Here is a 12,613-nt window from a genome sequence, read left to right as displayed (position 1 = left end):
TCCGGCGCGTGGGTTCCGGTGACCCCGTCGTCCTCGTGCACGGCTCGGGAGGTGGGCTGCACTCCTGGGCTACGGTCGCCGACCAACTTGCCCAGGACTACGAGCTGTGGCTGCCGGCCAGGCGCGGATACGGTCCCAGCGACGTTCCGCCCGGGATCAAGTCGTTCACGGACGAGGTTGCTGATCTGCTCGCCGTGATCGAGGCGGCGCGGGAGTCCTCTGGTCAGCCCGTACACCTCGTCGGAGCCTCCTACGGAGCGACCCTGTCCTTGCACACCGCAGCGGCAGATCCGCGCGACCTGCGTTCGCTGGCCATCTTCGAGGCCCCGCTCTTCGCGGCCGGGGCGGAGACCGTACCCATGCTCGACCGGTACCGTGCGGCCTTCGAGCGGGGTGACGCCCCGGCGATGGCCGCGGCGTTGAACGAGGTGACGCGGGTCCCCGCAGAGATCGTCGCGGCGTTCGCGGCCGCGGCGGGTGACCGGACGCCCGACCCGGTCGAGGCCCAGCGCTCGGCGCTCGGCTGGCTGCACGATCTCGAAGCGCTCGCCGAGGACAGCACCGACATCGCCCGGTGGGCCTCCATCACCGTGCCGACCCTCCTGATGCAGGGCGCCGACACCTGGGAGCCGATGCCCACCACGATGAATGCTCTCGCAGCGACGATTCCGCAGGCGCGTCGCATCATCTGGCCGGGGCAGTCGCACTTCGCGACGATGACCGCACCGACTCTGGTCGCCGAGACGCTGCGCCAGTTCTTCGCCGAGGTCTCCACCTAGGCGATCGGTGACGGTGCTACCGACGACGGCGGTGGAGTCTCCGGCGTGCACGTGCCCTCCCAGCGCCGTCACCCGCTCCTCCACGGCATCAAGGTGGGCCTGGTAGTCACGGTCCTTCGCGGAGAACAGGCCCACGAGGACCACAGAGCGGACGGCGGCCGCGCGGACAACATTCAACGGTGTCCGAAGAGGATCAGCAGTTCCTTCGGCACCGCGTCTTCTGCGACCTGTTGCTGCCCGGTGGTCGGCGGTGCGTGCTCCGCGCCGACCACGACGGCCCCTGCGCGTGCCGCCTGCGCCGCTGAGGCCGCATGCAGACCGGCGCGTCACCTTAACGCGCACGAAACACCCCCGGTACCAACCCTGGGAACGCTCGTCGGACAGTCCACTCCATCGAGGCGAACGGGGTGACCATGGCCGACAACACCACGAACGCGGCGACGTTCGACGAGGCGGCCGGCCGGCCCGCCAACGGCCGATCGCTGCCCACGCCCCGGCCCGGTCCGGCCGCCGCGCCACCCGGCGACCCGGCGGACCTGGCAACCCTCGGCGTGGAGGAGGAGTTCCACGTCGTCGACCTGCACACCCGGGAGCTGGTGCCCCGGGCCGGGGAGCTGCTCGACCGGCTGCCCGCCGCGTCGTTCACCGCCGAACTGCACCGCAGCGTCGTGGAGACCAACACCGAGGTCTGCCACACCCTGGACGAGATCCGCACCGAGCTGACCCGGCTGCGCCGGCTGGCCGTCCAGGTGGCCGACCGGGCCGGTCTGGGCATCGTCGCCGCGGGCACGGTGCCGCTGCGCGCCGACGGGGACCCCAGCGTCACGCCCACCTCGCGCTACCGACGGATGCTCGACGAGTATCAGATGCTGGCCCGGGAGCAGCTGATCTGCGGTGCGCAGGTGCACGTCGGCGTGTCCGATCGTGATCTGGCGGTGGCGGTCACCCGGCGGGTCCAGCCGTGGCTGCCGGTCCTGCTCGCGCTCTCCACCAGTTCGCCGTACTGGATGGGCCAGGACAGCGGCTACGCCAGCGTCCGTTCGCTGGTCTGGCAGCGCTGGCCCACCGCCGGCGACCCGGGTGAGGTGACCAGCGCGGCTGACCATGAGGCGCTGGTCGCCGAGCTGATCTCCTCCGAGACCATCACCGATCCGGCCATGATCTACTTCGATGTCCGGCCCTCGGCGCACGTGCCCACGGTGGAGCTGCGGATCACCGACGCCAACTCCGACGTCGAGACGATCGTCCTGCTCACCGGCCTGTTCCGGGCGCTCGTCCGCCGTGAGGTCGCCGCTTTGCGTGCCGGGGTGGAGCGCACCGCCGTCCGGCCGCCGGTGTTGCGCGCCGCGGTGTGGCGGGCGGCCCGCTCCGGCCTGGAGGGCGATCTGCTCGACCTGCCCCGCTCGGCGCGGCCGGTGCCGGCCGCCGAGGCGGTCCGGCGCCTGGTGAGCGACCTACGCCCGGTGCTGGAGGCGACCGGCGACTGGGACCAGGTCCGGGAGCTGACGAGGTACGCGCTGGAGCGCGGCAGCGCCGCGGCACGGCAACGGCGGGCGTACGAGCGGCGGGGCCGGTTGGCCGACGTGGTCGACCTGCTGCTCGACGAGACGCGGGGCAGGGTTCGTGGTCCGGTGCCCGGGGCGCCGCCCCCGCCGGCGCTGCCCACGTACTCCGATGTGGGTGACGAGGTCTTCGGCCTCACCGGCCCGGAGCCGGCGTACCGCCCGGTGCTGGCCGCCCTCCGGCAGATGGGCGCCAGCGAGCTGCGCCAACGCGAGCACGACCGCGACGAGGAGCAGCGGGCGCGCGGGGTGACCTTCAGCGTGGCCGGCGAGGCGAGCACCCGACTCTTCCCGGTCGACCTGGTGCCTCGGGTGGTGCCCGCCGCCGACTGGCGGACGCTGCGGACCGGCCTCGTGCAGCGCGCCCGCGCCCTCGACGCGTTCCTGCGCGACGTCTACGCCGACCGGACGGTCGTGGCCGACGGCGTGGTGCCGGCCTGGGTGGTGGAGTCCTCACCCGGGCTGCGCCCGACCGGGGCGCTGATGGGTCGACGGGGCACCCGCGCGCAGGTGTCCGGAACTGATCTCGTCCGCGACCCGGGCGGCGGCTGGTACGTGCTGGAGGACAACCTGCGGGTGCCCTCCGGAATCGGCTACGCGGTGCAGAACCGTCGGCTGACCCAGGCGGTGCTGCCCGAGCTGCCGGTGCCGGCGGACCTGCTGCCTGCCGACGAGACGCCGGCGATGCTGCTCCGGGCATTGGTCGCCGCCGCGCCGGCCGCCGCCGACGAACCCGCCGTGGTGGTGCTCAGCAGTGGCCCGGGTGACCCCGCCTGGTTCGAGCACCGGCTGCTGGCCGACGAGATGGGTGTGCCACTGACCGAGACCAGCGACCTTCTGGTGGTCGACGGTCGCGTCCGGCTGGTCCGCGACGGCCACCCCAGCCAGGTCGACGTGATCTACCTGCGGATGGACGAGGAGGCGCTGCTGCACGCGCCGGGCGCCGACGGGGTGCCGCTGGGCTGGCCGCTGCTCGCCGCGGTGCACGCCGGGCGGCTGACGCTGGCCAACGCGTTGGGCAACGGCGTCGGCGACGACAAGGCGCTCTACGCGTACGTGCCGAGGCTGATCGAGTACTACCTGGGGGAGAAGGCCCTGCTCGGGGACGTGCCGACGTACCTGTGCGGGCTGCCCGAGCAGCGGGCCGACGTGCTGGACCGGCTCGACCAACTGGTGCTCAAGCCGGTCGACGGGTACGGCGGAGACCGGGTGGTGATCGGCCCGCGCGCCGAGGCCGAAGAGCTGGACGCCGTTCGGGACCAGATCCTCGCCGCGCCGCATCGGTGGATCGCGCAGGAGGTGGTCGCGCTCACCACCCATCCGGTCTTCGACGGTACGGCGCTCGCCCCCCGGCACGTCGACCTGCGGGCCTTCGTGTTCCTCGGCGACACGGCCGAGGTCGCGCCGGTGGCGCTGACCCGGGTGGCGCCCGCCGGCAGCATGATCGTCAACTCGTCGCGCGGCGGTGGGTCCAAGGACACCTGGCTGCTCGGCGGGGACGACCAGGTGCCGGCGTAACCGACCCTTGACCCACACGTCATCGGGGCGCAACCGGGCTCGCCAAGCCTGGACCGGTCAGCGGCCCGAGCGTTCCCGAGCCGATGAGAGGTGTGTGCCATGTGCGGTATCGGAGGCGAGTTCCGCCTCGACGGTGCGCCACCCGACCTGGCGGCGGTCGAGCGGATGCTCCCCGTCCTGGCTGCCCGCGGCCCGGACGGCGAGGGGCGGTGGCAGCACGGGCCGGCGGCGCTCGTGCACCGCCGGCTGCGCATCATCGACCTCTCCGAGGCCGGCGCCCAGCCGATGGTGGACCCCGAGCTGGGCCTGGCCCTGGTCTTCAACGGCTGCATCTACAACTACCGGGAGCTGCGCGACGAGCTGACCGCCGCCGGCTACTCTTTCCGGTCCACCTCGGACACCGAGGTGATCCTCAAGGCGTACCACCGGTGGGGGACGGCCTGCGTCGAGCGGTTCTACGGGATGTTCGCCTTCGCCCTGGTCGAGTTGACCACGAACACCCTGGTGCTGGCCCGCGACCGGCTCGGCATCAAACCGCTCTACCTGGCCGAGGGGCCCGGCCGGATCCGCTTCGCCTCGACCCTGCCGGCGCTGCTCGCCGCCGGTGACGTGGACACCGACCTCGACCCGGTGGCGCTGCACCACTACATGAGCTTCCACTCGGTGGTGCCGCCGCCGCGCACCATCCTGGCCGGCGTCCGCAAGCTGCCCCCGGCCACCGTCCGGGTGATCACCGCGGACGGCCGTCAGACCGACACCGTCTACTGGCGGCCGGAATTCAACCGGGCCGCCGTCGCGCCGATGTCCGCCGGCGAGTGGCAGGAGCGGATCATGACCGCGCTGCGCGCAGCGGTACGCCGACGGATGGTCGCCGACGTGCCCGTCGGCGTGCTGCTCTCCGGCGGCATCGACTCCAGCCTGATCGTCGCCCTGCTGGCCGAGCAGGGCCAGACCGGGCTGGCCACCTTCAGCATCGGGTTCGAGGCGGCGGCGGGGGAGAGCGGCGACGAGTTCCACTACTCCGACCTGATGGCGCGGCGCTTCGGCACCGACCACCACCAGATCCGGATCGGCGCGGCCCGGTTCCTGCCGGCCGTGCACGAGGCCATCGCGGCGATGAGCGAGCCGATGGTGAGCCACGACTGCGTCGCGTTCCACCTGCTCTCGGAGGAGGTCTCGCAGCGGATCTCGGTGGTGCAGTCCGGGCAGGGCGCCGACGAGATCTTCGCCGGCTACGACTGGTACCCGCCGATGGCCAACGTCGCCCGGGAGGACGCCGTCGAGGCGTACGCCAGGGTGTTCTTCGACCGTCGTCACGACGCGCTCGCCGGCCACCTGGCGCCCGAGTGGATGCTCGACCACGACGCCAGCCTGGAGTTCGTCACCGCGCACTTCGGCGCGCCCGGCGCGGACACCGCGCTGGACGCGGCGCTGCGCCAGGACAGCCTGGTGATGCTGGTCGACGACCCGGTCAAACGGGTGGACAACATGACGATGGCCTGGGGCCTGGAGGCCCGGGTGCCGTTCCTCGACCACGAGGTGGTCGAGCTGGCCGCGGCCTGCCCGCCCGGGTTGAAGCTGTCGCACGGCGGCAAGGGCGTCTTGAAGGCGGCGAGCCGGGGCATCGTCCCGGACGAGGTGATCGACCGGCCGAAGGGCTACTTCCCGGTGCCCGCCATCCGGCACCTCTCCGGTCCGCTGCTCGACGACGTCCGCGACGCGCTGACCGCGCGGCCGGCCCGCGAGCGTGGCCTGTTCCGTAAGGACTACCTGGAGGAGTTGCTGGACGCGCCCAACGCCCAACGGACCACGCTGGGCTCGAACGCGCTCTGGCAGCTCGGGCTGCTGGAGCTCTGGTTGCAGCGGATCGGGGTTTAGATGACCGTACGGACCGAGGTGTCCCGCGCCCGTCAGGGCCGCCCCGCCCGCCCTCAGCCGGTGCCCCCAGCACTGCCCAGCGGCGAGGACCACTCGCCCGCGCCGTCCCCCGACGGTCGCCGGGTGGCGTACCTCTCCGACGTGGCCGGGACGCCGGGCGTCTGGGTTCGTGACGTCGGCGCGGCCGACGCCGTCCTGCTGCCCACCGGCGACGAGCCGGTGCTGGAGGTGAGCTGGTCCCCGGACGGGCGGTGGCTGGCGTGCGTGACCGCTCCCGGCGGTGCGCCCCGCACCGAACTCTGGCTGCTGCGCCCGGACGGTTCGCAGCGCCGGCAGGTAGCCGGGTTCGGCCGGCGCAGCGCGGCACTGGCCGGTTGGCTGCCCGGCAGCGACCGGCTGGCGGTCACCGAGACCGCCGAGCGGGGGTACGCCATCCTGGTCGACGCGCCCACCGGGCATCGCCAGGTGCTGGCCGAGGACGACCTGCTCACGCTGCTCGACGTGGCCCCCGACGGCCGCGCGGCACTGCTGCGCCGTGGTCCACGCAACGCCCGTTGGCTGGAGTTGCTCGACGTGGCCACCGGCGTCCGGCGGCGGCTGCTGCCAGACACCGGCCGGGGCAGCACCGACCAGGGCTGGTTCGGCCCCGACGGGACGAGCGTGCTGGCGCGTACCGACGCGTTCTCGGAACTGGCCGCGCTGGTCCGGGTCGACCCGTCGGCGCCGCTTCGGCGGCCGGTGCCGGTACCGGCCGGGCTTACCCGGCAGCCGGGGCCCGCGCGGCTTGCCGGGCGGTCGGAGCCGGAGCTGGCGTCGGCGCGGCTTGCGTGGCGGCCGGATGCCGAGCTGGAGCACGTGGCGTTGAGCGCCGACCGGCGCAGCGCCGCGCTGCTGTGGAACACCTACGGCGGTCGCAGCGAGCTGAGCCTGCTCGATCTCACCAGCGGCGTGCAGCGCACCGTGGCGGCCCCGGGGGAGGTGCTCGACGGCGCCGCCTTCGCCGCCGGTGGCGACCTGCTCTGCGTCACCGCGCAGGGGCCGGTGCAACCCCGCGAGATCTGGCTCGTCGACCCGCACTCCGGGGCGCTGCGGCCGCTGCGTCCCGACACCGGAGGTCCACGCTCGACCGGCGGCGGTGTCGCGCCACAACTGGTCGACCTGCGGGCCCGCGACGGGTTGCCGCTGTCCGGTTGGTTGTACCGCCCGTCCGGCCCCGGCCCCTGGCCGACCGCCATCAGTCTGCACGGCGGTCCCGAGGCGCAGGAACGCCCCCGGTACAACCCGCTCTTCCAATCACTCGTCGCGCGGGGCGTCGCGGTGTTCGCGCCGAACGTCCGGGGCTCGTCCGGTTTCGGGCGTTCCTTCGTCGCCGCCGACAACCTCGCCGGCCGGTACGGTGCGATCGCCGACGTGGCGGCGTGCGCCGACTTCCTGGTCGACGCCGGCGTCGCCCGGCCCGGCCAGCTCGGCTGCCTGGGCCGCTCGTACGGCGGATACCTGGTCCTCGCGGTGCTGGTGAACTTCCCCGGCCTGTTCGCCACCGGGGTGGCCGAGTGCGGCATCTCCGACTTCCGCACCTTCTACGCCGGCACCGAGCCGTGGATCGCGGCCGCCGCCGTCAGCAAGTACGGCCACCCGGAGCGCGACGCCGACCTGCTGCGGGACCTCTCACCGATGACCCACCTCGACCGGCTCGACGTGCCGGTGCTGCTCATCCACGGCGCCAACGACACCAACGTGCCGGCCGGGGAGTCGGCGCAGGTGGCGGACGCGTTGGCGGCCCGTTCCGTGCCGTACGGGCACCTGGTGCTGGCCGGTGAGGGGCATGACTTCCTGGCCCGCGGCAACCAGGAGTCGGCCCGTACGGCGACCACCGACTGGCTCACCCGGCACCTCGCCGCGACCGCGACCACCGTCGGCTGAGGCGATATCCTGCGCCGGTGGAGGTCACGGCGGAGGGCGAGCGGCTGGCCGCCGACCTGAGCGGTTGGCTGGCCGAGCTGACCTTCACGGATCTGGACACCGACGAGGTCACCGCTCGGGTGATCGAGTCGGTGGTGCGGTGGGCCGAGGCCCAGGGCTGGCGGGTCTATCGGCGCGCGCCCAGCGTCCTGCCGTTGCCACCGCCCATGGAGCAGCGGCACTCGGTGCTCGACGTGGCGTGCGCCCGCCCTGACGGCCCGCCGGTCGTCGTGGAGGTCGACCACACCGACCGGGCCCGGACGGTGCAGAAGCTACGGGCCGAGGCGGACGCCGGCCGGCTCCCGATCTGGGTGCGCTGGGGCGTCGGCCGCTTCACCACACCACCACCGCCGGTGCGGATGGTGACCTGCGAGGTGACCCGGCGCGCCGGGCCGGCGGGGCGCGGCCGACTGCACAGCCGCACCGGCGACCGCCCCGCGCCCGCACACTCGGTCGGCGGCGGCACGGTCGCCGAGCAGGCGCTGCCGATCCCGCTGACCGACCCGGACGGCTAGGTGCGCTGAAACGCCCCGATGGCTGAGGGCACCGTGACCTGCGGTTTGTCACAAACCGACGGCGCGGATCGACGTTGCTGTCGAAAGCCACCTCGGGAGGGAGCACACCAGATGCGCATCGTCGTTCTCGGCGCCAACGGAGGCACGGGTCGTCGCCTCGTACAGCAGGCGCTGGACGCCGGCCACGACGTACGGGCGGTGACCCGGCAGCCGCACTCGTTCCCGGTCAAGGGTCCCGGCTTGGAGGTGGTGGCCGCCGATGTCACCGTGGACGCGCCGGTGAACGGTGCCGACGTGGTGCTGTCGACGCTCGGAACGCCGTTCACCCGGCAACCGGTGACGCTCTACAGCCGCAGCACCGCGACCGTCCTGGCCGCGATGCGCCGCGAGGGCGTACGGCGACTCGTCGTGGTCAGCTCCAGCGCCACCGAGCCGCACCAGCACGCCGAGGGCGGTTTCCTGCTCAACCGCGTCATCCAGCCGCTGGTGACCGCCACGATCGGCAAGTCCACCTACGACGACATGCGCGGCATGGAGACGCTGGTGCGGGACAGCAGCCTCGACTGGACGATCGTGCGCCCGTCGGGGCTCTTCGACAGCGACACCGTCACCCGCTACCGGCTCCGCGAGGACCGTTCCGATGGCATCTTCACCAGCCGCGCGGACCTGGCGGCCTGTCTGCTGGCCCAGGCCACCGACGCTGCGTGGGTCGGCCGGACGGTGGCGGTCACCACCGCGGAGGGCACGCCGACGCTGTTGGCGATGCTGCGGCAGGAAGCGTTCGGGAAATAAGAGGATGGACGATCAGCAGTGGTTCGCCGAGCAGTTGGCGCAGCACCGCCCGCGTCTGCGGGCCGTCGCCTACCGGCTGTTGGGGTCGCCGACCGAGGTCGATGACGCGCTGCAGGAGGCGTGGCTGCGCACCACGCGGGCCGATCCGGCCGCGATCACCAACCCCGCGGCGTGGCTGACCACGCTGGTCGGCCGGGTCTGCATCGACATGCTGCGGGCCCGGCAGGCGCGCCGCGAGCAATTGAGCGCGACCTGGGAGCCGCTGGTCGGTGAGTACGGGGACCCGGAGGAAGCCAGCCTGCACACCGACGCGGTCGGCATCGCGTTGCTCGTGGTGCTGGACAGCCTCGAGCCCGCCGAGCGGCTCGCCGTGGTGCTGCACGACATGTTCGGTATGCCGTTCGAGCAGGTGGCCGCCGTCGTGGGGCGCACACCGGCGGCCACCCGGCAGTTGGCCACCCGCGCCCGACGGCGACTACGCGAGCACGCCCCGCAGCCCCGGGCCGGCCTGCCCGCGCAGCGGCGTGTCGTCGACGCGTTCCTGGCCGCCGCCCGCGCCGGCGACTTCGACGCCCTGCTGGCCCTGCTGGACCCCGACGTGGTGTTCCGCGCCGACCACGGACGCCGTGCGCGGCTCGCGCCAGCCCTGCTAACCGGCGCCCGCACCGTGGCCGCCCGCGCTGCCGACGTCGGCCCACGGTTCGCGCGCCTCAGCGTTCCCGCGTTGGTCAATGGGGTCGCCGGCGTCGTCGCCCGCGACCGGAGCGGCACGCTCATCGCGGTCGTCGGCTTCACCGTCCGTGGCGATCGCGTCGTCACCATCGACATGATCCTCGACCCGGACAAGCTCCCCTCGGAACCAACGGCGCTCGCACCACCAAGATCATGCGGTGCGGACCGACGGTAGCCTCGGCCCCTATGAGTTGGTTGCCGCGCGATTTCGTCCACCCCGTTCACGTGCCCGTTCCCGACACCGCGCTGCACCTGCGGCCCATCCGCGAGGCGGACACCGCGATCGACTACCCCGCGGTGATGGGCTCCCGGGAGCGCCTGTGGGAAATCTTCGGCCCGGCCTGGGCGTGGCCCAGCGAGACGATGACCTACGAAGAGGACCGCGTCGACCTGCTGCGGCACGAGAAGGAGATCGCCACGCACCGGTCGTTCAACTACGCGCTGCTGGACGAGGACGAAACGGTGCTCCTCGGCTGCGTCTACATCGATCCGCCCGAGCGCACCGGCGCAGATGGCGAGGTCGCCTGGTGGGTGGTGGACGACCTTGTCGGCGGTGAGGCGGAGCGCGCCCTCGACGCGCTGGTGCCGCAGTGGATCGCCGCCGACTGGCCCTTCCAGCAGCCCCGTTACCTGGGCCGCGACATCAGTTGGGCGGACTGGCTCGCGCTACCGCGCGCCTCCTGACACGTCCAGGCGGTGCGTCGGTAGCGGGCGAGGCACTCGGTGGTCCAAGCCGTGTGGCGGTCCCGCAGGTCGGCAGCGGTGAGGTCGGTGCGATCGAGATCGTGGTAGTTGGGCAGCCAGGTCTCGACGGCGCGGTGGGAGTTCGACAGCGCGAACAGGTCCCACAGGGGCATGTCGGGCACGGCCTCGCCCGCTGCCTCCTGGTACGCGCTCAAGAACACGTTCGCCACGATCGGACCGTGCAGCAGAACCAGGTCCAGCCGGCACCAGCTCACGTCGAAGCCCCGCGGTGCTCGTGACGCTCCGGCCCAGTCGACGATGCCGGTGATCGCCCCGCCCTGCCACAGAACGTTGCCCGACCAGTAGTCGTAGTGCGTGAGTACCGATTCCTGACCAGCGAGGCGGTAGCCCTGTGCGGCCACGATCGGCGCGGCGGGGCCCGCGGGACCGAGTTTGGCCGCTGCCAGCATGCCGTCGCGGAGCGCATGGATCTGGGTAACGGGAGCGGCGTGGATGCGGGCCAGGGCGCCTCCCAGTTGAGCTGCCGCGGTTTCCGGGGCGACCGAGGTGATGTCGGCGCGCCCCGGAAGCCGAGTGATCAAGATGGCCGGGTCGCCGAACCGACGTCCGTCGGGGTCGACGTCGACAAGACGCGGCGCCCAACCATCCAGTCCGTCGAGAACGGCCAGCACCTGCGCTTCAAGAGCCGGGGTGTTGTCGCCCGACGGGAAGCGCCGCAGCACCATCTCGACGGCTGGCCGCTCGGTCCTCAACAGATGCGTAGCGGCATGGGTGCCACCGGCGAGTCGCCGCACGGTGCGCGCAATGGCAGCGGGACCGGCGGCCTCGGCGGCCCACACGAGGGCCGCCGGAGGTGGGGGCGAGTCGATCACCACCTCATGCTGCACGACGTGTCCAGGGAGATTGTCAGGCGGGTGGGCCGAGCGCATTACGCGACGAGCAGGAGCACGCTGATCACCAGCATCACCAAGGCTGTGGCCCCGTGGATACCGTAGACGGCCGCCTTGGGTCCGTTGCTACGCAGCACGATCAGAGCGTCGCCGACGGGTATGCCGGTGGCGGCCAGCATGAACCAACCCAGCAGGTGCGGGGTCGCTCCGGCCAGCAGGATGAGGATGAAGAGCCCCGAGGCGATGTCGCGTACGGCCTTGACGGTCAGCCAGGCCTGGAAGGTCCGATCCTCGGTCGGCGTGCCGGGGATGCCGAAGCCGGCTGCGGCCTGCGGCGCCCAGAAGGAGCGCGCTCCGATGAGGATGATGCCGACGCCGATCAGTCCGGCGAGCGCGGTGGCGATGGTGGTGAGCATGGGTTGTTTCCCCTCTGGGTGGCGGCGTCCGCAGGATTCCTAGCGGCGCTAGCAGTGATAGCGAGGATAGCTCTAGTCCTGACAGGATTTCTAGTGCTGCTAGGATGTCGTCATGTCCGCCATCAACGAGCGCCGTGAACGTGAACGCGCCCACCGCCATCAGTTGATCGTCAGAGCGGCGCGCGAGCTCGCGGAGGCCGAAGGGTGGGAGGCGGTGACGACGCGACGGCTCGCCGAACGCGTCGAGTACAGCCAGCCGGTGCTGTACAGCCACTTCAACGGCAAGGACGCGATCGTGAGCGCCGTCGCCCTCGACGGCATCAGCGAACTCGCCGCCCATTTGCGCCACGCACGACAGGCCGCCCCCGAGCCGGCGCATGCTCTGCGCGCCGTCTGCCGCGCCTACCTGGAGTTCGCGACCGAGCGGCCTGCCCTGTACCAGGCCATGTTCGTCCTGCCCACCGACCTGAAGTTCGCCAGCGCCGAGACGCCGCCTCCGCTGCGGGCCGCCTTCGGCGAGTTCGTCAGCTGCTTCCGCCCGGACAACGAGCGACGCGAACTGTTCGCCGAAGTCACCTGGAGCGCGTTGCATGGCATGGCCGTCCTGTCCGACAGTGGCCGTATTCCTCCGGGTGGCCAGGAGGAACGGCTCGACTTTCTCGTCACTCAATTCGCCGACTGACCAGCGGCAAGTCGGGCACGGCCGGCCGTATTCGAATGCCGGTCGACGGGGTGCTCTGCGTACTCGCGTGCCGCGAGCCCATCAGCGCGGCGTTCCCGCTCCGTACCGTCGCCGTACCGCTCGAAGGTGCGGGTTGCTGTCCGGCGTCCTTTGCTCTGCTTCACTCGGCGCAACACTGACGG

Annotated in this window: 12 protein-coding genes; 10 read left to right on the top strand and 2 right to left on the bottom strand. The window is 72.4% G+C overall.

What is annotated here, in order from left to right; translation table 11 throughout:
- The first annotated feature begins 8 nt into the window (after positions 1-8).
- The 9 genes from V6V47_RS07805 (at position 9) to V6V47_RS07765 (ending at position 10,422) form a co-directional block, all read left to right on the top strand.
- Positions 9-779, top strand: a complete 771-nt coding sequence (locus tag V6V47_RS07805) for an alpha/beta fold hydrolase (protein WP_334627389.1) — start codon at positions 9-11, stop codon at positions 777-779.
- A gap of 179 nt (positions 780-958) precedes the next feature.
- Positions 959-1,084 carry a hypothetical protein gene (locus V6V47_RS07800; protein WP_334627388.1) on the top strand — a complete coding sequence of 42 codons (126 nt, stop codon included), beginning with the start codon at positions 959-961 and terminating at the stop codon, positions 1,082-1,084.
- A gap of 108 nt (positions 1,085-1,192) precedes the next feature.
- Entirely contained in the window at positions 1,193-3,859 is a 2,667-nt protein-coding gene (locus V6V47_RS07795; RefSeq protein WP_334627387.1) for a carboxylate--amine ligase/circularly permuted type 2 ATP-grasp protein, read from the top strand.
- Between the two features lie 99 nt (positions 3,860-3,958).
- The gene (locus V6V47_RS07790) at positions 3,959-5,737 is read left to right on the top strand and encodes an N-acetylglutaminylglutamine amidotransferase (RefSeq protein WP_334627386.1); all 1,779 of its coding nucleotides are present in this window, start codon (positions 3,959-3,961) and stop codon (positions 5,735-5,737) included.
- Positions 5,738-7,660 (top strand): S9 family peptidase, encoded by a 1,923-nt coding sequence (locus V6V47_RS07785; RefSeq protein WP_334627385.1) that lies wholly within the window; start codon positions 5,738-5,740, stop codon positions 7,658-7,660.
- A 17-nt stretch (positions 7,661-7,677) separates the two neighbouring features.
- Positions 7,678-8,214 carry a hypothetical protein gene (locus tag V6V47_RS07780; RefSeq protein WP_334627384.1) on the top strand — a complete coding sequence of 179 codons (537 nt, stop codon included), beginning with the start codon at positions 7,678-7,680 and terminating at the stop codon, positions 8,212-8,214.
- Between the two features lie 111 nt (positions 8,215-8,325).
- Entirely contained in the window at positions 8,326-9,006 is a 681-nt protein-coding gene (locus V6V47_RS07775; RefSeq protein ID WP_334627383.1) for an NAD(P)-dependent oxidoreductase, read from the top strand.
- A 4-nt stretch (positions 9,007-9,010) separates the two neighbouring features.
- The gene (locus V6V47_RS07770) at positions 9,011-9,913 is read left to right on the top strand and encodes a sigma-70 family RNA polymerase sigma factor (protein WP_334627382.1); all 903 of its coding nucleotides are present in this window, start codon (positions 9,011-9,013) and stop codon (positions 9,911-9,913) included.
- An 11-nt stretch (positions 9,914-9,924) separates the two neighbouring features.
- Positions 9,925-10,422 (top strand): GNAT family N-acetyltransferase, encoded by a 498-nt coding sequence (locus tag V6V47_RS07765; RefSeq protein WP_334627381.1) that lies wholly within the window; start codon positions 9,925-9,927, stop codon positions 10,420-10,422.
- Here V6V47_RS07765 and V6V47_RS07760 read toward each other — a convergent pair.
- A complete protein-coding gene (locus tag V6V47_RS07760) occupies positions 10,365-11,330 on the bottom strand; it encodes a phosphotransferase family protein (protein WP_334627380.1) in 966 nt (321 codons plus the stop codon). The genes V6V47_RS07765 and V6V47_RS07760 overlap by 58 nt on opposite strands.
- A gap of 41 nt (positions 11,331-11,371) precedes the next feature.
- Positions 11,372-11,749 carry a DUF4267 domain-containing protein gene (locus tag V6V47_RS07755; RefSeq protein WP_334627379.1) on the bottom strand — a complete coding sequence of 126 codons (378 nt, stop codon included), beginning with the start codon at positions 11,747-11,749 and terminating at the stop codon, positions 11,372-11,374.
- 112 nt (positions 11,750-11,861) lie between these two features.
- On the opposite strand from V6V47_RS07755, the gene V6V47_RS07750 reads away from it, so the two are divergent.
- The gene (locus V6V47_RS07750; protein ID WP_334627378.1) at positions 11,862-12,431 is read left to right on the top strand and encodes a TetR/AcrR family transcriptional regulator; all 570 of its coding nucleotides are present in this window, start codon (positions 11,862-11,864) and stop codon (positions 12,429-12,431) included.
- The last annotated feature ends 182 nt before the right edge of the window (positions 12,432-12,613 follow it).

This window comes from Micromonospora sp. CPCC 205539 (assembly GCF_036906815.1).
GTDB lineage: Bacteria > Actinomycetota > Actinomycetes > Mycobacteriales > Micromonosporaceae > Micromonospora.
The sequence above is the reverse complement of the archived record's forward strand: the minus strand, read 5'-3'. Positions and strand labels throughout refer to the sequence as shown.